Source organism: Haloarcula quadrata (assembly GCF_003634715.1).
GTDB classification, from domain to species: Archaea; Halobacteriota; Halobacteria; order Halobacteriales; family Haloarculaceae; genus Haloarcula; species Haloarcula marismortui.
This window is the reverse complement of sequence record NZ_RBWW01000001.1, coordinates 1,000,808-1,024,937: the sequence shown is the minus strand read 5'-3', so window position 1 is coordinate 1,024,937 and position 24,130 is coordinate 1,000,808. Positions and strand designations below refer to the sequence as shown.

Here is a 24,130-nt window from a genome sequence, read left to right as displayed (position 1 = left end):
CGCTCAGACCGCTTCCAGCGCGTCCAGCAGATTGCACTTCCGGCAGAGGTCCCGCGCCGTCGGTGCGCCGCAGTTGTCACACTCGCCGTAGTCGGTGTCGCTGTTCTCGCCGCCGTAGGTGTCGGCAGCCAGTGCAGCGAGCTTCTCGTAGCCGGCCATGATCGAGTGGCGGGTTCCGGGGTGGTTCTCTTCGAGGCCAAGCATGAGCTCCTGTATCTTGCCGCGGTAAGCCTCCTCGGCGTGGGGACATTCGGTGATGTGCGCCGGGAGATCTTCGAACCGGGCGTACAGCGCGACTTCCTTCTCCGGGATGTCACGGAGCGGCTTGGCCCGTGGGATATGGTGGTCTTGCGCCTCACGCGTCTGCTCCGTCGGCGCGTCGGCGGACGAGTCGAACGGTCCCAGCGACGCTTCGAAATGCTTGGCGATCTGTGAGATATCGCCTTCGAGGAAGTTCATCAGTGCCGTCTCGGCCTCGTCGTCGAGGTTGTGGCCGGTCAGGAGTTTATCGGCGTCGAGTTCCTCGGCGTACTTCGAGAGGAGGTCACGGCGGAACACACCACAGTAGGCACAGGCGGCCATCCCTTCGGGGTCGTCCTCGACGACATCGTCCATCTGGACGCCGAACTCCTCGGCGTAGGAGACGGTGACGTGTTCGATGCCCAGATCGTCGGTCAGTTCTTCACAGGCCTCTAAGCTCGCGTCGCGATAGCCCTCAATGCCCTCGTGGATAGAAAGCGCAACCAGTTCGATGCGGGGGTCTTCGGCGAACGTGTCGTGCAGAATCTGCGTGAGAACGACGCTGTCTTTGCCGCCCGAGAGGCCGATGACCCACGTCTCGGGGTCCTCAACCGTGGCGTCGTCGGACACGAGGCCGTCCTCGCGGATGCGACGGCGGACCCGTTTCGTGACCGCTCGGCAGAGATGAGACTCACAGAGGTGAAGCCCGGAATAGGCCGCGTGTAACACCGCATTCTCGCCGCATTTGTCGCACTCCATCGTAGCGAGTAATCGTGGCCGCAATGGTGAGAGGGTTTCGTCTCGGCCTCGACGGACAGGGTCGCACCGAACCGGTCACAGCCACACCTCACAGCGCGTCGGGGCCGTGCTGTAACGTGTCGATGACTGTCTCGGCGGTGTCCTCGCGGCCGCTCGAGGAGAACAGTTCGTGGCCGCCGTCATACAGCCGGATGCGGTCGGCCGGCAGGCGCTCCCCGACGGCACGCGGGTCGACAACTGTGTCCGTAAGTGAGCAAAACGCCGCGGCAGTGTCCCGGGCCGGCGGCAGCGACCGCTGGGCACGAAACACCGTCCGAAGGAAGGCGGGCGAAACCGACGACGGAGCCTCCGCGAGTTGCTGGGCCGTCGCCAGGTCGCCGATAGCATCGGCGTCCAAGGTATCGATAGGGATGAACGGTTTCGTAATCGGGAGCGATGCGATAGCGTCGAGTACCGGCCCCGGAACCGGAAAGTCACTGTCCCACCAGGGGCTCAGGTACACTCGATTCCCAATACCGTCGGCGTCGAGATGGGCTGCTGTCAGTCCGCCCGCGCTGTGTCCGAGCAGGTCGAACCTGCCGAGGTCGGCGGCGTACTCCTGAACCGGACCGACCCACTCCCGCCGGTAGTCGGTGATGTGTGTCGGCAGTTCGACGGCGTGAACGCGGTACGCCGTGGTAAGCTGGTCGATGAGCCACTGGACAGTCCGGTGTCGACACCGGTTCCCCCAGCCGAGGACGAACAGGCAATCCTGTACAGCCCCCTCGTCGTACACGCGAATCTGCATACCCGACGTTCCCGCGGCGAGGACATAAGCCCGGGTGAACGCCTGACAGCCGTCCGTCGCGTTGTCGATATGGATCGCCCGTACGCGCTCACGGCCGCCACGACAGCCACGCCCCGTGTGGCTCGTAGTCGACGAGGTGGGTCGTCTTGACGCCGTCACCACTCCAGCGCTTCCAGTCCAGTTCCACCGACTCGCCGCCTGACAGGTCCCGCCGACCGGTGAGCCAGTGCAGCTGGCGCTCGGCCATTTGCGCTTCGAGCAACGCCGTCAGCGCCTCGCTCAGTTCCGCCGGGACCTGATACAGCACGAGCGTGTTGACGACACAGACCGGGACGTCGGACGGAATCTCGTCGAGGACCGGCGGCAGGTCATCGAGCATGTCGCCCTCGATAAGCTCGGGTGGGTCGTCGCGTGCAACCGTCAGCGCACCGTCTAAGACGGCGCGCCGTTCCTCGTGTTCGGGCCAGACAAGTGCGCGGAGCCAGTCCCTGTCGGCCTCGTCGGTCACGTCGAGCGGATTGCGGTCGAGACCGACCCGGGAGCGGATAGCGGGCGGCGTTTCCGGGAGCGGCGGGTCGCCACGTCGGACGCGACTCCCGATGGTGACTGGCGAGTCGCTGTTGCCGACCACACGACCGTCGTAGTCGTAGCGGTAGCGGTCAAACAGCAGGTTCAGGCCGGCGCTCGGACCGAGTTCCACCAGCGCGAGCGGCCCGTCGGCGGCGCTTGCCACCTGTGCGATGGCCGGGTAGAGGACCGCACTGCGCCGTACCGCGTTCGTCTGCGTGCGCCGGGTCCGCAGGAGCGGCCGGATGGCGTCGGCATGGTCGAGACAGAACTCGCGGAAGGCTGGAAAGCACCCGTCATCAGGGGCCCGAGATTCCGGAGAGATGCTCGGGTAGTACTCGGCGAGCCGATGGTCAGGATGCCGGTCGAGCAGGTAATGCACTGCGGCCAGCAGGAGGTGCGGGGCCTGGCGACCCTCGGGAACGGTCGCTGCGATGTTGAGGATATCGCTGTCTTCCGCCGCCTCGCGGCAGAGGTGAGCGTACAGCGGGGAGGAGTCGGTGGCCCACTCAGCCAGGTCCCGAAACTGTGCCTGAAGCGCTGACATATCCTCGTGGAGACAGCACAGTGGTATCAGTGTTCGCCTCCGGAGAGTCAGCGTTTAGGCCGCGCAACTGGTAGAGCAGGCAATGAGTCTGGACCGTCTGGAGGCCGTCGAGCGGGTCGAAGAAATCGTCGCCACAGTCGAGGACGAGACGATGCCGGTCCCGGTCCGGGAGGTGTGGGTGTACGGCGACGTAGCGCTCGGGCTGGACCCGGTCGAGCGGTTGGACGTGTACGTCACCAAAGACATTCTGTTCAAAGACGCGCCCGAGCGCGCCGAGGAGTTCCAGCGCAGTCACGGCGTCGACGGCGTCGGCAAGACCGTCCGGGCCGCGTGGGCCGACGAGCACCCCGAGTACATTCGCGCGAACGCCAACGGCCACGCCGCCCCCGAGAAGTGCCTCGCCGCCCACCTCCTGAACGACGACGAACCGGTCCATCTGGAAGTGTGTAACGCCTCCTTCGAGGACAACGTCACCCAGCGGCTCAAAGGGGCCAAGATGCGAAACGACTACGAGCAGATTCTGGACCCGCGCGGAGCCTGCCTGTGGCTCGACGGCGAACGGTCTCCCGACGCGTTCCAGAAGCTCCGGGACAACGAGTTCGTCTTCCCCACACTAACGCAGTCGCTGTCGATGCTCGGGATGGACGAGACGGAAGCCGGCGACGCTGCCGACGCGGTCAAAGAGTACCGGGCACAGCAGGAGGGAGCGACGGTTCGGGGCGACGTGGTGTAGGCAGTAGGCAGTCACGGCCGGCTTTGGCAGACCGATTACTGCAACCACGGGGTGTCGACTGTTGAAAACTGATGTCCGCAGGCGGGGCATTCGACGAGCCGCGAGCCGCTCCCGCCGTCGGCGACCGCAGTGAACCGGCGGCTCCAGGTCACGTGACGGCACTCCGGACAGCGGCGGACGAGCGGTGGTATCATGGGAAGGCGCGAATCGACACGTGTCGTTCGTAGCCGTTCGCCTTGCAAGGGTCTGTCGGCGGTCGACATCGCTCTGGGCGAGGTCACGGGCATGGACACAGTCCATGACAACTACAACGCGAGTTTGAGCGTACAGAAAGGATACATCCGCGCCGATCGGAGCGTCTCGTATGAACCGAACGAGACGCGAGACACTGGGGCTGGTCGGGGGCCTCGCGGCGACCGTCCTCGGCGGCTGTCTCGCTCCCGGGGCTGGCGGCGACGGCGGCGCGACGACGCCAACGCCGCGAAACGGCACCGACCAGGGCACACCGACCGACACCGAGAACGAAACCCCGACCCGGACGCCAAACAGACTCCCCGCTGGCGTCAAGCGGGTCGACGCGCCGCCGTACGACACTGAGGAGCCCAGGTGCTCGGGAGACGGGCAGAACGAGGACTACGACCCGCTGTACCTCTGTGCCAACATGCCGGCCGAGCCGTCGCTGGCGTTCGACCAGCGGCCGGCGCGGGGAACGGTGTTTCGCGAGGAAGGGCTACAGTTCTCTCCCGGCGACGACAGCGGCGGAAACGGCAAACAGCTCTATGCGACACTGTTGACCGGGCCCGACGATGTCGATCGACTCGACGACGAGAGGGACGAAATTCACGCGTTCGTTTCGGAGACGGACTTCGAGCGCCGGGCCGTCCTTGTCGTCCAGACCGGCTGGGGATCGGGGTCGATACTGCCCCATCTGAAACGCATCGAGGCGACCGACACCGGAATCCACGCCTTCGGCTGTTACACCCGACCCTGCGTCTACACCGCCGATTACACCGCCCGCACAACGGTGGCACGGTTCGAGCGCCCAGACGCACTTGACAGCGGCGTCGTCAGCCTGACCGTCGACCCGTCGACGCGGTACAACGTGGCGACGGGCGAGGACGTGGTAACAATCGACCAGTCGAACTGACCCCGTGTTCTTTGCGACCTGCCGGTGAAGCGACAGCTATGGCAGCCCTCCTGATTCGAACCCTCCACGTGCTCGCGATGGCGGCCCTCGTCGGCGGCACGACCGTTCTCTGGTACAGCTATCGGAGCGGCGCTATTGCCTCGCTCGCGCCCGCGCAACAGTTTGAGTGGCTGTTCTGGGGCGGTGTCGGCGTACTCGTGTTCACCGGCATCGGGAACCTCGGCGCGCTCGGGCCGCCGGGTCCCGGAACCGACTGGGGACGAACATTGCTGGCGAAACTCGCCATCGTCGTTGTCCTCATCGGCGGGTCGGTCGTCCGTACGCTTTTGCTCGTCCGAGCCAGTGACCGCGAGGGCACGTTCGACGACCTACCCCCGGCCATTCAGCAAACGCTCTCGCGGGCCTACGGCGCGACAGCGGCCGTCCTCTTGAGCATCGTCGTCCTCGCGGAGGTCCTCGCGCATGGGTGAGAACCAGCGTGAGCGGGAAGCTATGGCGGAACGAGCGAGTGAGACCAAGCCAGCGCGCGACGCCAGACAGCGTTCTACGCGACCGGTGTCACTCGTGACGTGGACGCTCGCCACGTTCGACACCGCCCTGTTCGTCCTGCTCGGCGTCCTCGCCGCCCACGCGAGCGGTGGCCTCGCCGACCTGCTCGCCGGGCTGAACACCCTCGTCGGCGTCGCCGTCTTCTGCTATCTCTGGGCGCTGTTCGTCCTGGCCGTTCGGTGGGTCCACAGCCGGGTGGCACTTGTGGATGTCCCGCTGCAAACCCTCGTCCTCCACGGAGTTGCGGCCGGGAGTGTCGCAGGCGTCGCGTTCTTGCTGGGACTGCTCGCGGTGGCACTCGTCCCAACAATACAGGGCGGCGGGGTCAGCCTCCAGACCGTGGTACTGGTCCTGCTCATCGGAGCCGGTGTCGCCGCTATCGTCGGCGGCGTCGTCGGCCTGCTCGCCAGCCTGCTGGATATCGCAGTCTACGGACTGGCAGGCTCTCTGCTGCCCGAAGCCGGGGGCGAGCGGGTCACGGAATCTCGCCGACGGTGACGAAGAACGGCACGGTCTCGTGGCGCTCGTAGGCCTCGTCCTGCATCTGCTCGACCACGTCGCGGCCCATCGACCGCCAGCGCTCCCGGAGCGCATCGTACTCGGCGGGCGTCGCCTCGCCGTTGAGAATCGTTTCGCGGTCGTGAGCCAGCCCGGTCCCGGTCGCCTTCCGCCGGGCGGCCTGCATCGCCGCGTCGTCGTAGGGTGGTTCGATTTGCTGCTCCTGGTCGTACTGTGTTGTCGAAACGACGGTCAGCTCCGCATCGCTGAACACGTCGGCGGCGTCACTACCGAGGGTCACGTCTGTCCGCACTCCATCGAGAAAAAGCCGGCGAGCGCGGCGGGCCAGCATGGGCTCCGCGTCGACGGTCGACTCAACGGTGACCGCAGCGTTGTTCGGCTCGATGGCAGCCACCCGGTCGGTGGCGACGCGGGCGAACTCCCGGACTGCGACCTCGGGGTCGGGGAGGTTGATGAGCAGCGCCTGGCACACAACCAGATCGAAGCTGTCGTCGTCGAAAGGGAGTTGCGTCGCGTCCCCACAGACGGTCGGGTCGCCGGCGGCGGCCAGCAGGTCCGTATCGGCGTCGAGGCCGACGACCGTGCCGTCGGTCTCCTCGCGGAGGACACGGGTCAGTTCGCCGGTCCCACAGCCCACGTCGAGGACGCGCTCGCACTCGCCCAACTGCAGGTCTGAGAGCGCCTCGCGGGAGTCGGTCCACATCCCCCGGCGGGTGGTTTCGAGGTAGTCGGCGGAGAACCTGCGCACAGTTCCTCAGAGTCGAGTCGCCCTCAAAAGTACCGCGGTCGAAGGGCCTTATTCGCCGCGTAGTTCCTTGACGCGCTCGATGTTCCAGGCGAAGCTCTTGCCGTTCTCGGTCGGCGTCTCAAGCACCAGCGGTACGTCGCGGATGGCGTCGTGGTTGACGAACGCGCGCATGCCGTCCTCGCCGATGTGGCCCTCACCGATGTGGGCGTGTTCGTCCTTGTTCGTCCCGCACTCGTGTTTCGAGTCGTTGAGGTGGACACAGGCGAGGTCCTCAACACCGACGACCTCGTCGAACTCCGCGAGCGTCTCGTCGACGGCCTCGGGTGTCGAGAGGTCGTAGCCCGCGGCGAACATATGGGCCGTGTCGAGACAGAACTCGATATCCTGGTCCGTGCGTTCACGGACCGTCGCCAGATGCTCGAACTGGCCGCCGAGTTTCGTCCCGCTACCCGCATCAGACTCGACCAGCACCGTGACGCCCTCGGGGATGTCGAGGTCGTCCAGCACGCTCGCGGCGTTGTCGAGGCCACCGTCGACACCCGCGCCGGTGTGGGCGCCGAGGTGGACGTTGACGTACTCGATGCCCAATTTCGCGGCGGCGTCGACCTCCTTCTGCATGGAGTCCAGTGACTTCTCCCGGAGGTCGTCTTTGGGCGTACAGAGATTGACCAGATACGACGAGTGGATGACCCACGGGCCGACGCCGTGGTCGGCTGCGAGGTCGCGGAACTGCTCGGCCTCGTCGTCGTCGATGTTCGGGTCCTGCCAGACCTGCGGCGAATGGGAGAATATCTGCCCGCAGTTACCGCTGTACTCGACCTGCTCCTCGACGGCGTTGTAGACGCCGCCGGCGATAGAGGTGTGTGCCCCGACTCGTACCATGCACACCGGTCAGTGATGCCCGACAAAAGAGGTTCCGGAGTCAGAGCCACTCGCGGGCGGGCGGAATCACGCCGAGACTCGACGTAACGAGGTAGACGCCAAAGCCGATGAAAACGGCGGAGACGAGCAACGAAATCGGTGTTACATCTGCAAGCAGTGCGGACACGCCGGTAGCAATCAGGACGATTCCGATGCCGACCAGCATGAGCGTCCCGAGCGCGCCGAGCACCGCGTCCTCGGCTGCGACACGGACAATCGCGTACAGTTCTTCCTCAGAAAGCGCTGCGACGGTGCCGTCAGTTGCTGGAGGGTCGGTGGAGGTGTCGACAGGGTCGTCATCAGCGGGGGACGAGACCATACCACCGCTTGGCCGGGATGTCACAAAACGGTGACGTAGGGCTGTTGTCACGACCGGTGGCCAGTCCATCCCTGTAGCCCCGTCATTGCAGACGTACGGTCCGCAGTGGCGTGACTGTATAGTCTTATCAATAGCCAACTAAACAGAGTGAAAGGAGTTCGATGGACCAGTAACCGACTTATAGCAACACACCTAATTTAGTAATAGCCAGATGACCGAATCACAGGCCGCAGTCGCGGACACACGCGAGTTCGAGTTCGTCTTGCAGTTCGACGCAGGAGCTGATAAGCTGATGGACGTGTTTCGGCAACACGAGAGCCTCTCTGTGTGGTCCTCGGCCATCTTCGTCGGTGACGACCATATGTGGCGACTCGACCACGCGAAAGGGACGCCGGAGGCCCTGAACGCGTTCGACGAGGTCTTTCTGGACGAAGACCGCTGTAACGAGTGTTTCGACGTCGTGAGCTGTGAGACGACGCGAACCTACCACATGCTGGACCGCGGGGAGTCGTCACGGACAGTGTACACGTTGCGTCGTGAACTCAGCGGCTGTCAGTCGCTGCCGAGTTTCCTGCACCGGCACGTCAGCGAAGGCACTATCTTCGAATCCCGACGGACGGGCAACGAGTACCGCTGGCGCGTTCTCTATCCGGGGTCCAACCCCATCGGCGAGGTGTACGACAAAATCGAATCGAGCCTCCGCGATGGCGTCACACTCTCAGTGTCCCATATCACCAGTGCCGGAAACTGGAAGGCCACCGAGCGAGTCGCAACGAACTTCTCGCCCCAGCAGTGGCGGGTGCTCAAGGCCGCCGTGACCCACGGCTACTACGAGCGACCGCGGGAAGTCTCTGTCAAGGACCTCGCATCGATACTTGACGAGCCCCGGTCGACCGTGCAGTACCAGCTCCGGACTGCCGAGGACCGCATCGTCTCGCAGTTCGTCGAGGAAACCCTCTGAGAGCGGATTGCGCGAGCAGAAACGCTACTCGCTGGGACCCTATTCGAGGTCGAAGCGGTCGAGGCGCATCACCTTGTGCCACGCGTCGACGAAGTCATCGACGAGTTCGGCCTCGGCGCCGTCAGCGCCGTAGACTTCCGCAATGGCGCGCAGGCGAGAGTGTGACCCGAAGATCAGGTCGACGCGGGACGCCGCCCACGTCTGTTCGCCCGTTTCTCGGTCGTACCCCTCGAAGACATCTTTCGACTCCGAGACGGGCTCCCACTCTGTATCCATACCGAGAACGACCTCGAAGAAGTCGTTTGTCAACGTTCCCGGTTCGTCGGTGAACACGCCAAGGTCGGAGTCCTGATACGTCGCACCCAGCGAGCGGAGCCCGCCAACCAGCACGGTCATCTCCTCTGGAGTCAGGTCCAGCAGGTCCGCTCTGTCCACGAGTAGCTCTTCGGCCGGCACGTCAACGTCGTCACGGGCGTAGTTCCGGAACCCATCGGCCCTCGGCTTGAGCGCCTCGAAGGAATCGACATCGGTCTGTTCCGGCGTCGCGTCTGTCCGGCCCGGTTCAAACGGCACCGTCACATCGTAGCCGGCGTCGGCCGCCGCCTGCTCGACGGCCGCGTTGCCGCCCAGCACAATCAGGTCTGCGAGCGAGACACGCGTGCCATCGGTCCGGGCGCTATTGAATTCCGCCTGAATCTCTTCGAGCGTGGCGAGGACCGTTTCGAGTTGGGCCGGTTCGTTGACCTCCCAGTTTTTCTGGGGTTCGAGTCGGATGCGTGCCCCGTTCGCGCCGCCGCGCTTGTCGCTGTCGCGGTAGGTCGATGCCGACGCCCAGGCAGTCTTCACGAGCTGGGAAACAGTGAGGTCCGTTTCGAGGATGTCCGTCTTGAGCTCGGCGACTTCCTCGTCCCCGATCAGGTCGTGGTCGACATCGGGTACGGGGTCCTGCCAGATCATCTCTTCGTCGGGGGCGTCCGGACCGAGGAACCGCTCGGGCGGGCCCATGTCCCGATGGATCAGTTTGTACCACGCCCGCGCGAAGTTGATGCCGAACTCCATCGGGTTCTCCTGGAATCGCTCCATCACCTCGCGGTAGTCCGGGTCCCGCTTGAGCGCGATATCGGTCGTGAGCATCATCGGCGTCTGCTTTTCCGATGGGTCATGGGCATCTGGGACTGTATTCGCAAGTGCCTCGTCCGTCGGCGTCCACTGCCACGCCCCGCCGGGTCCTTTCTCGGGTTCCCACTCGTAGTCGAGGAGATTGTCGATGTAGCCGTTGTCCCACTCTATCGGTGCCTGCGTCCAGGGGCCTTCGATACCACTGGTGATTGTATCGCCGGCCTTCCCGGAGCCGTAGCCGTTCTCCCAGCCCAGCCCCATCTGTTCGATTGGCGCGTCCTCGGGAACGTCGCCGAGGTTCTCCTCGGGGTCGTCGGCACCGTGGACCTTCCCGAACGTGTGGCCGCCAGCGATGAGTGCCGCCGTTTCCTCGTCGTTCATCGCCATCCGACCGAACGACTCGCGGATATTTTCCGCGGACGCGAGCGGGTCCGGGTTGCCGTTTGGCCCCTCTGGGTCCACGTAAATCAGCCCCATCACCGCAGCACCCAGAGGCTCTTTGAGTTCGCCGTCGTCAGTACGCCGCTCGGACTGATGGGCTTCCATCTCGTCTTCGGGCCCCCAGTCGACTGCTTCGTCGGGTTCGAACGCATCTTCGCGCCCGCCGGCCCAGCCGAACGTCTTGAGCCCCATCGATTCGATGGCGTGGTTGCCAGCCAGCACGATCAGGTCGGCCCACGAGAGCTTGCGGCCGTACTTCTTTTTGATTGGCCAGAGCAACCGACGCGCCTTATCCAGGTTCGCGTTGTCCGGCCAGCTATTGAGCGGTGCAAAGCGCTGGCGGCCACCGGACGCACCACCGCGGCCGTCGGTGGTGCGGTATGTCCCGGCGCTGTGCCAGGCCATCCGAATGAACAGCGGCCCGTAGTGGCCGTAGTCAGCCGGCCACCAGTCCTGTGACGATGTCATCAGCTCTTCGAGGTCAGCTTTCACCGCGTCGAGGTCGAGTTCCTGAAATTCTTCAGCGTAGTCGAACCCTGTCCCCCGCGGGTCAGCGTCACGCGCGTTCTGGTCGAGAATATCTAGACGCAGCTGGTTTGGCGACCAATCTTGGTCTCGTTTAGCCATCAACGAACACTTGCTGGGTGAAGGCATTAGCACTGTTTTTAGCATTAGACAAGATCTTGCCAGCGTACGATTCGATTGGGGTTCTTGCACTGAGAGAGTTAGTCCAGTATACCGCTCCCAAAGCGCTCAAAACGTAATTAAGCGAAACCTGCGAGCCGCCGTTCACTGCTGAGATCTCCAAATAGCTCTCCGTGGGCCGCCCAAAGTGTTAGCGTATGCTAGCTTCTGCTGCACGGTTCGACCGTCCAGTGAGAGTTATAAAGCGACTTTGATACGATGGCCAATTCGTTTCACGACGTGGCCTCACCTCGTGACTACGGCAACGGAGTCAGCGGACTCGTCGCTGTGGAACCACAACCCCCGACCGTTCCGGAGTGGTATCATGGGGACCGTCGAATCCACTCGTCTGCGTCAAACTTCTCTTTCGCGTGCTCGCGTGCGCGTGCCAGTTCGTCGTCCGTCCACGAGCCCTCGGTCGCGTCGACCCACTCGGCCAGCGTCGAGCGGAGCGTCTCGACAGCCTCGGCACGGTCGATGTCGGCGTATTCGTCTATCGCTCCGACGCGCTCGGTGAACCGCTCCGAGTCGGGGTCGGCAGTGAAACAGCCGCAGTGGCGGTCGGGGCGCAGCGAGACGGACAGGGAGCCGTGCTGGATGACGGCGTCTTTCTGGCGGTACTGGGCATTCCCGCTGAGTTTGCGGCCATCGGGGCCGACGATATCGTGGGCCGGATGGAGTTGCCGCAGGTAACAGGCCGGCTGGTGGACCGCCGACCGCTCGTCTTCGGCAAACGACGCGTCGACGCCCATGCGCTCGAACGCGTCCAAAACGGGCTCACAGAACTGCTCGTAACACGCCATCAGATCGCCCGGCACGGCGTCGGCCGGCGCGATGATGCCATAGGAGATGTCCGCCACGCTGTCGTGGTAGATCGCGCCGCCACCGGTGGGCCGTCGCGTTACACCAACGTCCTCGCGCTTGCAGAACTCCCAGTCGATGGTGTCGGGGTCCTGCCCGTAGCCCAGCGACAGCGTATCGGGCCAGGTGTACACTCGCACCGTTGCCGGACCGCCCGCGGCGACGGTTTCGGCAGCGGCCGCTTCCAGCGCCATCGTCATCGGTCCGGGTCGTGTTTCCTCGCCGATGACGCGCCACTCCAGGTCGGCCAGTGACATACCCGGGCTTCGTGACGCGATGCGATATGAATTGCGGGCTAGCAGCGGGTGGAATGACTGACGGGGTCGTTGTTTATGCAAAGAGCCAGAAAGCCCCGGCCGGCTGAACTCGGGGGACTCGCTGCGCTCCTTGTCACTCCCTCCGGTCGTTCCTGTGGTGCTTACATCGCCCGCCTTCGTCCAACCGCCCACCGGGAGACCTGCGGTCTCCCGAGCAGTCGGCGCACAGCGCCGACAACGCCCCTTTCAGTCCCGCCCAGCATTCTTTGTCCAACCGGCTACGGGTGGGACTGAAAGGGGCCGCTCGCTCGACGTTCGAGGCGATGCAAGCACTGACGAGCAACGTTGAGGAGCGAGGAAGCGCGCAGCGAGTCGCAGGAGTCGAGCGGGGGCTTTCTGGCTGTACAAACACCCGTTACCAATCACGAGAGCGACAGAAGTGGGTCCTAGCCCTGAACGTTCCCGCACTCGGTACAGGTCAGTTCGAACCGACCGTCGGCGAGGGCGACGCTCTGGGTGGTTTCCGTGTCGCACTCTGGACAGTGCGCTCTCGATTCGATGGCGTCCCAGTCGTGGGTCGCGCCGGGCGCGCCAAAGGCCCAGCCGATGACGCGCTCGTCGCCGGAGTTGTACCCTTCCTGAAACTCGCCGGGCTCGAAGCGAATCAGTTCGCCGCCCGAAACATCGACTTCCTCGCGGTCGAGGCCGACCTCGAAGGTGGTCTGTCCCTGTTCGATGTAGAACACCTCTTCCTGGTCGTGGTGGCGATGGAGGCTCCCCGAGAAGGAGTCGCCGGGTTCGAGTTCGAAGTAGTTTGCCGCGAAATGCTCGGTCCCGAGTGTCCGGGAGACAGGCTTGCGGATGTCGTGTACCTGCATCGGATTCCGTTCAACCGGTACGTCGTCGATAGTTACTGTGTTCATGGTCGGTGTTGTCCTGAGTCGGGCTACCGCTGGCCCCTGTGATGCGTTCGCAATCCAGCATTAGAAGGCACTGTTCCGGAGTTTATAGTTTTTCGGGACAGCATACGGTGGGCAACCGCTCCGACAGTTCCCGGGCAGAACGGACTACGCCGTCGATGCGGGACGCTGTTCGAGTATGTCAGCCATCACGCGGGCCTCAGCTTTCCGGAGGTGTTCAGCGGCAGTTCCGGGTGCACAGCCGAGTTCATCGGCGACATCGTCGACGCCGCCTTCGCGAGTGTCGCCGTAGTACCCACAGTCGACGGCGGCGGCGACGGCCTCGAACTGCCGGTCGGTGAGCGCCGCGCCGGTGTCGAGCCGCCGGCTGTCGTACTCCCCCACCTCCCGAACGTCGACGGAGACGCCGTCTGGCACCGTCTCGACTGCCTGCTGGACCGTCCCGCCCGGACCGACCAGCGTGAGTCCGACAGTGCCATCGGTGCGGTATGCGACCGGCGAGACGATGACTAGACCGGCCCGCGTGAGGGCGTCGACGAGGTCGTGACCGGTCGCCGACGGCGAATCCTGTACGTAGAGGAAGAACGTCTCGTCGGGACACGTCGAGATAGCATATTCCCGGACGGTTTCGGCCTGTTCCAGCGCCGCTCGGTAGGGCTCCGGCGGGAAGCCGTCGACGTGAAACAGCAGCGTCTGGAGGTCGGAACCGATGTCGTTGCCCCGGAGGAGATAGCTCGCCTCGTAGCCGTCGTGCTCAACGACGAACTGGTGCATCGAGTGGCGGACCTCAGGGGCCATCCACAGCGAGAGCGTGACGTATTTCATACCTGGCTGTTCCAAGCAGTATTTAAAATAACCTCGGGCATGAGGGGACAGGTCGAGGGACACAAACGCCGAACGCACGGTCACGGAGATGGCCCAGACAGTCCACCGAACCGACGATGTCCATCCGCTTATCGAGCCGATCGCCGACCACATCCTTTCCACCGAACGCCACGAGAACGCCCCGGCTGCTGTCATCCGTGCTGACGAGGTCCAGACCGTCCTCTCGACGCTTCGAACCGAGGCCGGTCTGGACCACTGCGCCTGCGTCACAGCCCAGGAGTACGCCGACCGGTTCGAGACGATCTATCACCTGCGACGCTACGCCGACCCGACACAGGAACTCTCGGTCGTCGTCCCGACGGCCAGAGAGTCGCCGACCAGCGAGTCAGCCGTGCCCGTGTATCCGACGGCAGCGTGGCACGAGCGGGAGGCGTACGATTTGGTCGGTATCGAGTACGAAGACCATCCCGACCTCCGGCGGATTCTCCTGCCCGAGACCTGGCAGGGCCACCCACTGAGCCGGGACTACAATCAAGACCAGCCACAAATCGTCTCCTTCCGCGAACACGAGCGCCTGCTCGAAGACCACCGTGCGGGACCGGAGACGATGCACATCAACATGGGACCACACCATCCCTCGACACACGGCGTCTTGCACTTGAACGTCCAGCTCGATGGCGAGCAGGTAGCGGCCGTCGACCCTGACATCGGCTACATCCATCGCTGTGAAGAACAGATGTGCCAGCAGGGGGCCTACCGCCACCAGATCATGCCCTACCCGGACCGTTGGGACTGGGGCGGGGCCGGGCTGCTGAACGAGTGGGCGTACGCCCGTGCGGCCGAGGCCCTCGCCGACATCGAGGTGCCGGCGTATGCCCAGGTCATCCGGACGATGGGCGGCGAACTCTCGCGAATTCTCTCGCACATGCTTGCGGTCGCGACCTACGCGCTCGACGTGGTCGGGGAGTTCACCGCCACCTTCCAGTGGGGGGTCCGGGACCGCGAACTCGTTCAGGATATCCTCGAAGACCTCACCGGCCAGCGGCTGATGTTCAACTACTTGCGGCTGGGTGGTGTCGCCTGGGACTTGCCCGAACCTCGCGAGGCGTTCTTCGAGAAGATACGTGCGTTCCTCGACGATCTGCCCCATAAGCTCACTGAGTACCACGACATGCTCACCAGCAACGAGGTCCTCCAGCTACGGACGATTGACACGGGCCACCTCTCGGCCGAGACCGCGAAGGCCTACGGCTGTACCGGCCCGGTCGCCCGAGCGTCCGGCGTCGACTACGACCTTCGTCGGGACGACCCATACGGCTACTACGACGAACTTGACTGGTCGGTCGTCACCGAACAGGGCGGCGACAACTTCTCGCGCCTGCTCGTGCGCCTGCGCGAAGTAGAGGAATCGGCGAAGATTATCGGCCAGTGCGTCGACCTGCTGGAGGACTGGCCCGAGGACGACCGCGAGATACAGGCAAACGTCCCCCGCACGCTCCGGCCAGACCCTGACACCGAAATCTACCGCGCCGTCGAGGCCGCGAAAGGCGAACTTGGCATCTACATCCGTTCTGATGGGACGGAGACGCCGGCGCGGTTCAAGATTCGCGGCCCCTCCTTCTCACACGTGCAGGCACTGTCCGAGATGGCTCGCGGTGAATACGTGCCAGACCTCGTCGCGACAATCGGCAGTCTGGACACAATCATGGGCGAGGTCGACCGATAGGCCGGCACCCATCTGCGACGACCACAGCCAGTGAGTTTTGTACGCCGGGCACGTACGACCGATGATGACTGAACAAGCGACATTCGCGGGCGGTTGCTTCTGGTGTACGGAATCGGTGTTCAAGCAGATCAACGGGGTGACCGATGTGGTTTCGGGCTATGCCGGCGGCCACGTCGCTGACCCCAGCTACGAGGCGGTCTGCCGCGAGGAAACGGGCCATGCCGAGTGCGTACAGCTCACCTACGACCCCGAGGAGGTGAGCTACGAAGACCTGCTCGCGGTCCACTTCACAACGCATACCCCGACGACGAAAGACCGGGAAGGCAACGACGTTGGCACGCAGTACCGCTCGGCCGTGTTCTACCACGACGAGGCTCAGCGCGAAACCGTCGAAGCCCTCATCGAGGAGATAGAGCCGGGCTACGACAGCGATATCGTCACCGAAGTCGAGCCGCTGGAGACGTTCTATCCTGCCGAGGAGTATCATCAGGACTACTTCGAGAAGAACCCGGACCAGAGCTACTGTCAGTTGACCATCCCGCCGAAAATCGAGAAGCTCGAAGAGACGCACGAGGAGCTCCTGCGGGCTGACTAGCGCGAGTAAATCAGTTGGAATAAAACATATGTTTATCCAATCCATATCCTACATTGCTGTCGCGTACCTACGACAGCCCATCCACAGACATCTGGTGCTGGATGGTGGTCGCCGGCACACACACCGGCGACTGTTCCCAACCACTGACGATATTGTTGAGCCGAAAGCGCTGTCTGTCTCTGACAGAACAGGTCAGTCGCCGGGGTGTCCCGCGTGAATATCCAAGCGATAATACTCGGTGCTCACGGGTTCGTCGCTGTCGTACTTGTCGGGTTTGGTGTTCTCGCCGCCGCGAGCGGCGACCTCATTCAGTTCGCGTTGCTGACTGCTATCGGAGTCATGGTGGGTCTGCTCGGGCGGTCAGTCAGTCGGTTGGCTAACCAACTGTGACGGCATCAATGCTAAACGGGCGCGGCCACTATACACGAACCAACTGAAACATATGTCGGGCACAGACAGGGGTATCTACTGATGGGGTTCAACAGACAGGACCGGCTGCCGATGGCCGCCGCAGTCGTCGTCATTGCAGTGTCGAACATCGTCGGTTTCGCTCTTACACTTCCCGTGTATGTGACGATTTTAGCCACCCCGCTTGCGCTACTGGTGTTCGGGGTCGTTCGGTACGTGCTGTACGGCAGTGCAGTGCCAGACGTGCTGGCATCGGGCTAATGGTCCAGAACCTCGAACTCACGATCAGCGTCGACGAAGCGAACGAGGGCATCGCAGTGCCGACAACGGTCGGGACACGTCTCGGGCTGGGTGGCAACGGCGCAGTACTCATCCGAAAGCAGCGCGGGCAGGTGCAGGCCGCGACCGTACGGCAAGCGGATTCAGTTCCGGCGGAGACGGCCCGTGTCGGTCCACAGACCGCCGAGACGCTCGGGCTTCGCGACGGGGATCGGGTCACCGTGGAGGCGGCTGACCCGGCGGTCGCGACACATATCAGCGTCGCGCCGGTCCCGCAACTGTCAATCCGGGGCGGTGAAGGGCTTGTCAGGGACGCGGTCGGTGATCGCCCTCTGCTGGACGGCGACACCATCACCGTCTCGTTGTTCGACGGGTCGCTAACGGTACCAGTGCGTGTGGTATCGACACAGCCGGCAGGGCCTGTCACCCTCGTGGATGACACCGTGATCGAGATTACTGATGGGCCAGCTCCGAGGCGGTCAAACAGTGGCCTCGACCCGCTTGCCGAGACGGCTGTCGGCGGGTATGCCGACACAGTTGCAACGCTAGAAACTGCCGTTTCAACGGCGTTGCTGGCGTCCGACGACGTTCCCGGAAGCGTTCGAAACCGCGCCGGCGTATTGCTCGTCGGTGCCCACGGGGTCGGGAAGACACACCTTCTGCAACACGTGGCTTGGCTCGTGAACGCGACGATACACTCTGTTGATGCTGGGCGCCTGCTCTCACTGGACCAAGACGGAGCAAGAGCGTATCTCGACGATGTCGCACGGGCTGCACAGGGAAGTGAACGCGGGATCGTCCACATCGATGGGCTCGATACGGTGTCGGCTGACGGCGGTGATAAAACGCGGCTGCTGTTGCGCCAGTGGCTCGACGGTATCTCAACGCTCGACGGCGTCGCCGCTGTCGGCGAAGCGACCAGCGAGGACGACGTCCCCGTTGATATCGTGCAGGCGACACGGTTGTCTCGGACGGTTACCGTGACGGAGCCGAGTCGCCGGGACCGGGCCGAGATTCTGAAGACAGTCGCCACTGGAGCGATGGTGAGCGCAGAGGCGGATCTCAAAGCGACCGGAGAACAGGCGTTTGGCTACGTTGCGGCGGACATCGTCGCGCTCTGGCTACACGCGGTGGAAGCGGCAGTTGCTCGAGACGGCGCTGGCGGCGATCCGGTGGTCGTCTCAGCAGCGGACCTCGAAGCGGCCCGCGACGCAGTCGAACCGAGTGGTATCCGTGGCACAGTACCGGAGATTCCGTCGACATCTTTCAGCGACATCGGCGGTCTCGACGGGCCAAAGCGCGAGCTCATCCGGGCCGTCAACTGGCCGCTGACGAAGCCAGACCTGTTTGACTCGCTGGACATCGACCCCCCAGCCGGGGTGTTGCTGTATGGGCCGCCGGGGACAGGGAAAACGATGCTCGCGCGAGCAGTCGCGTCGACAAGCGACGCGAACTTTATCCCGGTCAACGGGCCGGAACTGATGAACAAGTACGTCGGCGAGAGCGAGCGGGCAGTCAGGCGAGTGTTCGACCAGGCGCGGTCGAACGCCCCCTCGATCGTGTTTTTCGATGAGATCGACGCGCTGGGTACGACACGAAGCGACGACAACGACTCCGGCGCGAGCGCCCGAACGGTGTCACAGTTGCTCACAGAACTGGACGGGATCGAAGGTCGGGAAGGAGTGACGGTTATCGCGACGACGAACAGACGCGACCGGTTGGACGACGCGCTGCTCCGGACGGGGCGTTTCGACCGTATCGTCGAGGTCTCGCTTCCCGACGCGGCCGACCGAGCCGAGATATTCGACACGCATATCGGTGACAGGATAACCGGGCAGGTAGACCTCGAAGCGTTCGCCGCACGCACGGCCGGATACAGCGGCAGCGACATCGCTGCAGTCGTCAGAGAGGCGGGACTGCTTGCCATCGAAGAACACCTCAGGGCCCAGGGCGACAGCGACCGGTCGCGCAAGCCGGTCAGCCTTCGGGAGTCACACCTCGAAAAAGCCCTGCAATCCGTCGAATCGTCCGGGGCGGATCAGGCAGGCGAAACCGGCCACCGGAGCTAATCAAGCGTCCGCTGTCGGTGAAGCGTCAGAACGGAGATAACGACGCCAGCAAGTGCAACTGCCTCTATTGCGAGCACCAGCCAGAACGCCGGCCGGAACGCCAGTCCAAACGACCGGAACACTGGGAGGATGAACAATCCCACGACTGCGAGTCCGGCCGAGAGAATGAGTCCCGTTAGTGATCGAACACTTAGTTCCTTCGGCGTCGTTGGCTCCTCACTCATGTGCGTATCAAACGTACGTATCGTTGGTGCGGCGTATAAAAAAGTCGATGAGTGCTGGATGTCCGCTAGTCAGCGGCTTCAGCGGACGGCGTCGGGGCGGAGTCGCCACCGACGATTGCGCGACTGCGCAGCAGGATGAATCCGAACCCGATCTTCGCGGTCAGGTCCAGAATCATGAACAGCAGGGTTTCGCCGAACAGGCCGACGAGTCCGAGTCCCTCGGTCCCAACAAGCCACGCGACGGGGTAGATGGCCCACGCGACGAGGATGATGTTTCGAAGGACGTTGAACGTCGACTGTGCTTCTTCGCTGGCATCGCTCGCGGCCTCGCCGACAACGACGACGAGGTAGTACAGGACGAACAGCATCGCGATGGTGCTGATAGTCCAGAAGGCGTACCGGGCCACAGGCACCTTCATCAGCGTCGCGGCGAGGCCGGTAACGATCATGAAGGCGTCGATGGTGATGAGCGACGCCATGTCGCGGTTGCTTGCGCCGGCCAGGAGGCCGATATCAAGCAACAACAGCGGCGTCGTGAACAGCCAGTCAGCGTATCGCGCCCAGTATACGTCGATGACCCGTCCGTTGACGAGTTCGACCTCCGTCAGGCCGAACCCGAAGAACATCGACAGGTACGACGACGCGGCGATACCTGCGATAAGGATGGTGATGACGTAGAACTCCTCCTGCTCGGGGTCCTGAACGTCCCATCCTTTGGCCATGAAGTACACCATACCCAGTAACATCCCGACCGTGCCGAGTGCGAGCCAGATTCCTTCGCCCTCTACACCGAGACTTGACACCTGGAGTGGCAACATCACATCAACAATAAAGGCTGGACATAAAAAACAGCACCCCCAAATTGATACGTGTATGAACGATAATTATCACTTTTGCTGGGACAGTTGAGTACTGTGCTCAGGGTAAGCAGGGATAGTAATGTATATTCGGCGTCTGCGGGGAAGTGCTGACACACCATAGCAATAGTTTACATAGTGACTAGTCATCTCAGAGTGAGCGATAGCTGACGGAAAATACGTCGTGATTAGATAGGTTTTTAAACGCGCGCACGCGAGCGCGACAGATAACAAATGTACTGGGTTATGAGCGAGCGGAAATCCGCCGATATCCCGCTGAATTGGCAGTAACTTAAAACATATGTCCGGCCTATATTACCATATGTCGGATGAGGCCGAGGCTACAGAAAGCGAGGCAGAGTCAGAGGAGTCAGCTACTTCGCAAGCCGAAACCGAGACAGAGGCGGTCCTTGATGCAGATGCAGCGGCTGCGACACAGTCTACAGCGGAATTGCGGGAGGTTATCGATGAGCAGCAAGAGCAGATAGAAGAACTCGAAGACTTGCTCCTGGACCTCTCAACGCGGGTTGCAGACGGGAACTCTATGGGAGTCTGTCCTGACTGTCACGGGCCAGTCATCAAGGTCAGTCCATGGTTCCGCTCAGCGAAGATCAAGTGCACCGACTGCGGGCGCGTGTTCCACGAGTACTGAACTGGTGCAGGCCGGGGCGACGGACCGGACCTCGTCCGCACCCTGCGTCAAGAGGGGACACTGAAATGCCGGTGGGTCGTAACAGTGCTGTGAGCTTCGAGTATACGACTACAGTCGAGGTCCGGTACACGGACATCGACACGTACGGCCACGTCAACAACGCGACGTATGCGACCTACTTCGAGGAGGCTCGCATCGACTACCTGCACGACGTGGTCAACTGTGGCGAAGCGCTACTCTCGGGCAGCGAGTCGGGCACCGGAATGGTCATCGCGAACCTCGAAGTCGATTACATCCAGCCGGTCCAGATCAGTGACTCAGTCGCCGTTGCCGTCCGGGTTCCACGTCTGGGTGAGAAGAGCTTCCCCTTCGAGTATGAGGTCCGGACCGAAGATGGGGTTGCTGCGACCGGGGAAACAACCGTCGTCACATACGATCGCGACACGGAATCCTCGCGCCCGATTCCCGAAGACTGGCGGGACGCGATCACGAAATTCGAGGGGCTGTAGCCACAGCCGATAGCGAGAACCATCCATTTTGCTCCGTCCAACGTAGAAACCGTCGGGCCGACCGGTGGTTTTACTTTTTATCCAGATGTTGTACTGAAAACATATGGAATACAGTACCGACCTCGGACGGCGCGTCCTCCTCACCCTCGCGGGCGTCGCACTCCTCCTCGTGGTCGGGCTCGTCCTGTCCCAGTTCCTTCCGACGCTCGTGTTTACCGTCTTTCTGTACTATGCCAGCCGACCGATTTATCGACGGCTCGGACGGCTTCCGCTGCCCAAGTCGTTCCTGAAGCGGGCCGTCCCCTACCAGAAGCAGGTCCATGCGGCCGCCACGATTTTCTTCTTTCTGTTGCCGTTTGTGGTTCTGGTCGGCTACACGCTCGTCCTCGTTATCCCTGAGCTACAGTCGTTCTTCGGCGAGGGTGGCATAGGTGCGGCGTACCTCTCACAGTTTCAGGAGCTGCAGGGTGGCTCGCCGCCGGGACCGCTCGCTGACCTCGGCTTCTCAGAGGTGCTGGCAATGGGGCCGGCTGAGGTGATCGACCTGTTGCGAAACGCGACAGTCCAGTCGTGGCTGGGACGAGTCTCCGATACGCTCATTGGATCGTTGAGTCTGCTCACGTCGCTACTGCTTCGCGTGTTCATCATGTTCGCTGGAACGTACTACCTGCTTACCGACGGACCGCGGCTTGTCGGCTGGTTTCACGACACCTTCGACGGGTCGGGAGTCCTTCGCGAGTACGCGGCGGCAGTCGACGAGGAACTGTCTTCAATTCTCTTCGGAAACATCCTGAACGCACTGGTGACCGGCGTCATCGGGATTTTCGTGTTCTCGCTGTACAATCTGGTCGCTCCCGGCTCAGTACAGATTCCGTTTGCGCCACTTGTCGGCGCACTCACCGGCATCGGCAGCCTCATTCCCGTGGTCGGGATGAAAATCGTCTACCTGCCCGTCGCTGTGCTGCTTGCGGTCTCCGCGGTCGTCACGGGGCAGACGGCGGCCCTGGCCTGGGTTGCCCTCTTCCTCGTGGTCACACTGGTCGTCGTCGACACTATCCCGGATTTCCTGATTCGGCCGTACGTCAGTGGCGACCTGACCCACGTCGGCCTGTTGATGTTCGCGTACATCCTCGGTCCCATCGCCTTTGGCTTCTACGGCATCTTTCTGGGTCCGATGCTGCTGGTCCTTGCTGCCCAGTTCTTCCGGATTATTGTCCCCTACATCATTACGGGCACAGTCGAAACGACACAGACGTCGCTCTCCGAATACGACTCCGGGGAGTCGTAACTGCTACCCGTTCCTGAGTCGGGCGCTGGCAGTCCCGAAGTCGAGACAGCGACTGTCTACCGACGAGTCGATTCGGTCGAGCCACCGTAGCTCCATCACCGAGAGGCGGTAGTGACACGTCGATGGCTCGGCCTGTTGCCAGTAGAGGTACCGGACGTCAGGTACTGGTTCGGCCTCGTCGTATGCCGCTGGGAGGTCGTGGGTTTCGAGATCTGACATCGGTTCCGGGCCCGGTGTCTCGACGGGTGTGAAGATAACGCCGACGCTACCGAGGAAGACGACATTCACAACGAGGACCAGCGCAAGGATGGCGCTGAGATACTGTGTCTGTTGCCGGTCCCGAAACACTGTCGCAACCATCCCGAGACCGATTGCGACGAACGCAAGCCCCGGAATGAGGTCTGTGTAGCCACCGGTCTCGAAATCAACGAACAGTATCAGAAACACAAACCACGCTGCGCCGACCGGAATCCACCATTCGGTGCGTCCGACAACACCGTCAGTACCAGTGAAACAGTGTCGAGCGGTGTGAGCGAGGCCAAGTCCACCAAGCACGACGAACAGTGACGTCCATTTGAAGTGGACAACACCGGCCACAAACCGAGCGAGCAACGACGCGTGTTCCTCCGTCTGTAACGGGACGAGGAAAACCTGAACGACCATCTCCGAGGCCGAATGCCACAGGAGAAACACCGGCAGCAACATGACGATGGTAAAACCGAGGCCACCGGCGACGACACGCTCAAGCGCCCGCATGTCGCGCCGCTGGACCGCTAAACCGACCACAATCAGCGGGAAGATGGCTCCTGCCTGCCAGTATCCCACGCTGGCTGCCGCAGCCACACCGCTCAGTGCCGGGTAGCCACGCGTGTACAGATATATCGCCAGTAGCCCACAGAGAACGAGAAGATATTTGGTTTTGAACCCATACGCCGGACGGACAGCAAACCCCGGCAACAGGAACATCGACAGACCAGCCAGCGGCGCAACGATATCGTCGCCAGTGATGTCGTAGACGAGCATCACAACGAGTGCAACGATTGCACACACCGCGCCGCTCATCAGCACCACGCTGAGGAGGTGGAGGCGATACATATCGCCGCCAGATAGCAACGCCAGTACCCCAGTCGTCTCGTAGGACAGCGGCAACTTCGGTTCCCAGGCATCGACGTACAACCGGCCACCATGTGTCAGATACCAGCCGAGATGCTCGAAGATTCCAGCATCGGGTGCCATGGGTGGTCGAGTAGAATCGAGTGTGATTGTCACGAAAAAGTACAACTGTGTGCCAACGGCGAACAGCACTGGAAACGCGAGCCGTCTATCGTGGGGTCGAAGAGCAAGCGAACGAAGCAGATCCCTGAGCTGGTCTTTGTTTCGTCTGCTCACACGGTTTGTTTGTGTTCAGGTGAGCAAAAGTATAGACTAATTTAGAACATGTGCAGTAGCTGAAAGCAGTCACTGTTCGCATTACATATACAGTCACCGTGGTTAGGATTGTATTTGTAGATTGCTGTGTAGCTCGCAACCCATTTCAGACACAGTTCGTATGAATAGCTACAACCGTTCAGAGACCGCTTTCGGGCGTACTCAGTTCTAGTTTGAGTACGGAACGATGG

General features: G+C 62.7%; 25 protein-coding genes. 12 read left to right on the top strand and 13 right to left on the bottom strand.

Annotation, left to right across the window (positions count from 1 at the left end):
• Positions 1 to 3: 3 nt before the first annotated feature.
• From ncsA to BDK61_RS05355, 3 genes are all read right to left on the bottom strand, one after another.
• On the bottom strand, positions 4 to 999 hold the full coding sequence (gene ncsA / locus BDK61_RS05365) for a tRNA 2-thiolation protein NcsA (protein ID WP_121302503.1): 996 nt from the start codon (positions 997 to 999) through the stop codon (positions 4 to 6).
• 88 nt (positions 1,000 to 1,087) lie between these two features.
• On the bottom strand, positions 1,088 to 1,786 hold the full coding sequence (locus BDK61_RS05360) for an alpha/beta fold hydrolase (RefSeq protein ID WP_007188696.1): 699 nt from the start codon (positions 1,784 to 1,786) through the stop codon (positions 1,088 to 1,090).
• A gap of 88 nt (positions 1,787 to 1,874) precedes the next feature.
• Positions 1,875 to 2,900 carry a DUF2332 domain-containing protein gene (locus BDK61_RS05355; protein WP_121302502.1) on the bottom strand — a complete coding sequence of 342 codons (1,026 nt, stop codon included), beginning with the start codon at positions 2,898 to 2,900 and terminating at the stop codon, positions 1,875 to 1,877.
• 82 nt (positions 2,901 to 2,982) lie between these two features.
• On the opposite strand from BDK61_RS05355, the gene BDK61_RS05350 reads away from it, so the two are divergent.
• From BDK61_RS05350 to BDK61_RS05335, 4 genes are all read left to right on the top strand, one after another.
• Complete coding sequence (locus BDK61_RS05350; protein ID WP_121302501.1) at positions 2,983 to 3,633, top strand: DUF7095 family protein; 651 nt, start codon at positions 2,983 to 2,985, stop codon at positions 3,631 to 3,633.
• A gap of 364 nt (positions 3,634 to 3,997) precedes the next feature.
• The gene (locus BDK61_RS05345; protein ID WP_121302500.1) at positions 3,998 to 4,780 is read left to right on the top strand and encodes a hypothetical protein; all 783 of its coding nucleotides are present in this window, start codon (positions 3,998 to 4,000) and stop codon (positions 4,778 to 4,780) included.
• A 38-nt stretch (positions 4,781 to 4,818) separates the two neighbouring features.
• Positions 4,819 to 5,250 carry a CopD family protein gene (locus BDK61_RS05340; RefSeq protein ID WP_004958275.1) on the top strand — a complete coding sequence of 144 codons (432 nt, stop codon included), beginning with the start codon at positions 4,819 to 4,821 and terminating at the stop codon, positions 5,248 to 5,250.
• Positions 5,243 to 5,827, top strand: coding sequence for a hypothetical protein (locus BDK61_RS05335; protein WP_121302499.1), 585 nt, complete (start codon positions 5,243 to 5,245; stop codon positions 5,825 to 5,827). Before BDK61_RS05340 ends, BDK61_RS05335 begins: the two co-directional genes overlap by 8 nt.
• Here the strand turns inward: BDK61_RS05335 and BDK61_RS05330 are convergent.
• The 3 genes from BDK61_RS05330 to BDK61_RS05320 all read right to left on the bottom strand — a co-directional run bounded on the left by BDK61_RS05330 (position 5,805) and on the right by BDK61_RS05320 (position 7,836).
• Positions 5,805 to 6,551 carry a class I SAM-dependent methyltransferase gene (locus BDK61_RS05330; RefSeq protein ID WP_004958278.1) on the bottom strand — a complete coding sequence of 249 codons (747 nt, stop codon included), beginning with the start codon at positions 6,549 to 6,551 and terminating at the stop codon, positions 5,805 to 5,807. The two genes, BDK61_RS05335 and BDK61_RS05330, sit on opposite strands and share 23 nt — an antisense overlap.
• Positions 6,552 to 6,644: 93 nt before the next feature.
• Positions 6,645 to 7,478, bottom strand: a complete 834-nt coding sequence (locus BDK61_RS05325) for a deoxyribonuclease IV (protein ID WP_007188693.1) — start codon at positions 7,476 to 7,478, stop codon at positions 6,645 to 6,647.
• A 40-nt stretch (positions 7,479 to 7,518) separates the two neighbouring features.
• Positions 7,519 to 7,836: a hypothetical protein gene (locus BDK61_RS05320; RefSeq protein WP_004958282.1), complete on the bottom strand. Its 318-nt coding sequence runs from the start codon at positions 7,834 to 7,836 to the stop codon at positions 7,519 to 7,521.
• Between the two features lie 211 nt (positions 7,837 to 8,047).
• Here BDK61_RS05320 and BDK61_RS05315 point away from each other — a divergent pair, with 211 nt between their 5' ends.
• A complete protein-coding gene (locus BDK61_RS05315) occupies positions 8,048 to 8,797 on the top strand; it encodes a helix-turn-helix domain-containing protein (protein ID WP_011223985.1) in 750 nt (249 codons plus the stop codon).
• A gap of 39 nt (positions 8,798 to 8,836) precedes the next feature.
• Here the strand turns inward: BDK61_RS05315 and katG are convergent, their stop codons facing one another.
• The 4 genes from katG to BDK61_RS05295 all read right to left on the bottom strand — a co-directional run bounded on the left by katG (position 8,837) and on the right by BDK61_RS05295 (position 13,904).
• Positions 8,837 to 10,984 carry a catalase/peroxidase HPI gene (gene katG / locus BDK61_RS05310; RefSeq protein ID WP_121302498.1) on the bottom strand — a complete coding sequence of 716 codons (2,148 nt, stop codon included), beginning with the start codon at positions 10,982 to 10,984 and terminating at the stop codon, positions 8,837 to 8,839.
• A 380-nt stretch (positions 10,985 to 11,364) separates the two neighbouring features.
• On the bottom strand, positions 11,365 to 12,159 hold the full coding sequence (locus BDK61_RS05305; protein WP_121302497.1) for a lipoate--protein ligase family protein: 795 nt from the start codon (positions 12,157 to 12,159) through the stop codon (positions 11,365 to 11,367).
• 446 nt (positions 12,160 to 12,605) lie between these two features.
• Positions 12,606 to 13,082 (bottom strand): cupin domain-containing protein, encoded by a 477-nt coding sequence (locus tag BDK61_RS05300; RefSeq protein ID WP_004958289.1) that lies wholly within the window; start codon positions 13,080 to 13,082, stop codon positions 12,606 to 12,608.
• 144 nt (positions 13,083 to 13,226) lie between these two features.
• Entirely contained in the window at positions 13,227 to 13,904 is a 678-nt protein-coding gene (locus tag BDK61_RS05295; RefSeq protein WP_121302496.1) for a helix-turn-helix domain-containing protein, read from the bottom strand.
• An 88-nt stretch (positions 13,905 to 13,992) separates the two neighbouring features.
• Here BDK61_RS05295 and BDK61_RS05290 point away from each other — a divergent pair, with 88 nt between their 5' ends.
• From BDK61_RS05290 to BDK61_RS05270, 4 genes are all read left to right on the top strand, one after another.
• Positions 13,993 to 15,630, top strand: a complete 1,638-nt coding sequence (locus BDK61_RS05290; protein WP_121302495.1) for an NADH-quinone oxidoreductase subunit D — start codon at positions 13,993 to 13,995, stop codon at positions 15,628 to 15,630.
• Between the two features lie 64 nt (positions 15,631 to 15,694).
• On the top strand, positions 15,695 to 16,225 hold the full coding sequence (gene msrA, locus BDK61_RS05285; RefSeq protein ID WP_049939169.1) for a peptide-methionine (S)-S-oxide reductase MsrA: 531 nt from the start codon (positions 15,695 to 15,697) through the stop codon (positions 16,223 to 16,225).
• Between the two features lie 471 nt (positions 16,226 to 16,696).
• Entirely contained in the window at positions 16,697 to 16,894 is a 198-nt protein-coding gene (locus tag BDK61_RS05275) for a hypothetical protein (RefSeq protein ID WP_004958303.1), read from the top strand.
• Positions 16,894 to 18,981 (top strand): AAA family ATPase, encoded by a 2,088-nt coding sequence (locus BDK61_RS05270; RefSeq protein WP_121302494.1) that lies wholly within the window; start codon positions 16,894 to 16,896, stop codon positions 18,979 to 18,981. The genes BDK61_RS05275 and BDK61_RS05270 overlap by 1 nt, the downstream gene beginning before the upstream one ends.
• On the opposite strand, the gene BDK61_RS05265 is transcribed toward BDK61_RS05270, so the two are convergent.
• Positions 18,978 to 19,205: a hypothetical protein gene (locus BDK61_RS05265; protein ID WP_011223993.1), complete on the bottom strand. Its 228-nt coding sequence runs from the start codon at positions 19,203 to 19,205 to the stop codon at positions 18,978 to 18,980. The genes BDK61_RS05270 and BDK61_RS05265 overlap by 4 nt on opposite strands.
• Before the next feature lie 65 nt (positions 19,206 to 19,270).
• Positions 19,271 to 20,023: a bacteriorhodopsin gene (locus BDK61_RS05260; RefSeq protein ID WP_004514987.1), complete on the bottom strand. Its 753-nt coding sequence runs from the start codon at positions 20,021 to 20,023 to the stop codon at positions 19,271 to 19,273.
• 361 nt (positions 20,024 to 20,384) lie between these two features.
• Here BDK61_RS05260 and BDK61_RS05255 point away from each other — a divergent pair, with 361 nt between their 5' ends.
• From BDK61_RS05255 to BDK61_RS05245, 3 genes are all read left to right on the top strand, one after another.
• Positions 20,385 to 20,714, top strand: a complete 330-nt coding sequence (locus tag BDK61_RS05255; RefSeq protein WP_004958307.1) for a hypothetical protein — start codon at positions 20,385 to 20,387, stop codon at positions 20,712 to 20,714.
• An 89-nt stretch (positions 20,715 to 20,803) separates the two neighbouring features.
• Positions 20,804 to 21,223, top strand: coding sequence for an acyl-CoA thioesterase (locus BDK61_RS05250; RefSeq protein ID WP_049938959.1), 420 nt, complete (start codon positions 20,804 to 20,806; stop codon positions 21,221 to 21,223).
• Positions 21,224 to 21,326: 103 nt separating this feature from the next.
• On the top strand, positions 21,327 to 22,511 hold the full coding sequence (locus tag BDK61_RS05245) for an AI-2E family transporter (RefSeq protein ID WP_121302493.1): 1,185 nt from the start codon (positions 21,327 to 21,329) through the stop codon (positions 22,509 to 22,511).
• 3 nt (positions 22,512 to 22,514) lie between these two features.
• Here the strand turns inward: BDK61_RS05245 and BDK61_RS05240 are convergent, their stop codons facing one another.
• On the bottom strand, positions 22,515 to 23,747 hold the full coding sequence (locus BDK61_RS05240) for a DolP-mannose mannosyltransferase (RefSeq protein ID WP_121303899.1): 1,233 nt from the start codon (positions 23,745 to 23,747) through the stop codon (positions 22,515 to 22,517).
• Positions 23,748 to 24,130 lie beyond the last annotated feature (383 nt).

Excerpts from the sequence above, each read along its gene's own strand:
- ncsA (WP_121302503.1), bottom strand. The coding sequence starts at position 999 with ATGGAGTGCGACAAATGCGGCGAGAATGCGGTGTTACACGCGGCCTAT.
- BDK61_RS05360 (WP_007188696.1), bottom strand. The coding sequence starts at position 1,786 with ATGCAGATTCGCGTGTACGACGAGGGGGCTGTACAGGATTGCCTGTTC.
- BDK61_RS05355 (WP_121302502.1), bottom strand. The coding sequence starts at position 2,900 with ATGTCAGCGCTTCAGGCACAGTTTCGGGACCTGGCTGAGTGGGCCACC.
- BDK61_RS05350 (WP_121302501.1), top strand. The coding sequence starts at position 2,983 with ATGAGTCTGGACCGTCTGGAGGCCGTCGAGCGGGTCGAAGAAATCGTC.
- BDK61_RS05345 (WP_121302500.1), top strand. The coding sequence starts at position 3,998 with ATGAACCGAACGAGACGCGAGACACTGGGGCTGGTCGGGGGCCTCGCG.
- BDK61_RS05340 (WP_004958275.1), top strand. The coding sequence starts at position 4,819 with ATGGCAGCCCTCCTGATTCGAACCCTCCACGTGCTCGCGATGGCGGCC.
- BDK61_RS05335 (WP_121302499.1), top strand. The coding sequence starts at position 5,243 with ATGGGTGAGAACCAGCGTGAGCGGGAAGCTATGGCGGAACGAGCGAGT.
- BDK61_RS05330 (WP_004958278.1), bottom strand. The coding sequence starts at position 6,551 with ATGTGGACCGACTCCCGCGAGGCGCTCTCAGACCTGCAGTTGGGCGAG.
- BDK61_RS05325 (WP_007188693.1), bottom strand. The coding sequence starts at position 7,478 with ATGGTACGAGTCGGGGCACACACCTCTATCGCCGGCGGCGTCTACAAC.
- BDK61_RS05320 (WP_004958282.1), bottom strand. The coding sequence starts at position 7,836 with ATGGTCTCGTCCCCCGCTGATGACGACCCTGTCGACACCTCCACCGAC.
- BDK61_RS05315 (WP_011223985.1), top strand. The coding sequence starts at position 8,048 with ATGACCGAATCACAGGCCGCAGTCGCGGACACACGCGAGTTCGAGTTC.
- katG (WP_121302498.1), bottom strand. The coding sequence starts at position 10,984 with ATGGCTAAACGAGACCAAGATTGGTCGCCAAACCAGCTGCGTCTAGAT.
- BDK61_RS05305 (WP_121302497.1), bottom strand. The coding sequence starts at position 12,159 with ATGTCACTGGCCGACCTGGAGTGGCGCGTCATCGGCGAGGAAACACGA.
- BDK61_RS05300 (WP_004958289.1), bottom strand. The coding sequence starts at position 13,082 with ATGAACACAGTAACTATCGACGACGTACCGGTTGAACGGAATCCGATG.
- BDK61_RS05295 (WP_121302496.1), bottom strand. The coding sequence starts at position 13,904 with ATGAAATACGTCACGCTCTCGCTGTGGATGGCCCCTGAGGTCCGCCAC.
- BDK61_RS05290 (WP_121302495.1), top strand. The coding sequence starts at position 13,993 with ATGGCCCAGACAGTCCACCGAACCGACGATGTCCATCCGCTTATCGAG.
- msrA (WP_049939169.1), top strand. The coding sequence starts at position 15,695 with ATGACTGAACAAGCGACATTCGCGGGCGGTTGCTTCTGGTGTACGGAA.
- BDK61_RS05275 (WP_004958303.1), top strand. The coding sequence starts at position 16,697 with ATGGGGTTCAACAGACAGGACCGGCTGCCGATGGCCGCCGCAGTCGTC.
- BDK61_RS05270 (WP_121302494.1), top strand. The coding sequence starts at position 16,894 with ATGGTCCAGAACCTCGAACTCACGATCAGCGTCGACGAAGCGAACGAG.
- BDK61_RS05265 (WP_011223993.1), bottom strand. The coding sequence starts at position 19,205 with ATGAGTGAGGAGCCAACGACGCCGAAGGAACTAAGTGTTCGATCACTA.
- BDK61_RS05260 (WP_004514987.1), bottom strand. The coding sequence starts at position 20,023 with ATGTTGCCACTCCAGGTGTCAAGTCTCGGTGTAGAGGGCGAAGGAATC.
- BDK61_RS05255 (WP_004958307.1), top strand. The coding sequence starts at position 20,385 with ATGTCGGATGAGGCCGAGGCTACAGAAAGCGAGGCAGAGTCAGAGGAG.
- BDK61_RS05245 (WP_121302493.1), top strand. The coding sequence starts at position 21,327 with ATGGAATACAGTACCGACCTCGGACGGCGCGTCCTCCTCACCCTCGCG.
- BDK61_RS05240 (WP_121303899.1), bottom strand. The coding sequence starts at position 23,747 with ATGGCACCCGATGCTGGAATCTTCGAGCATCTCGGCTGGTATCTGACA.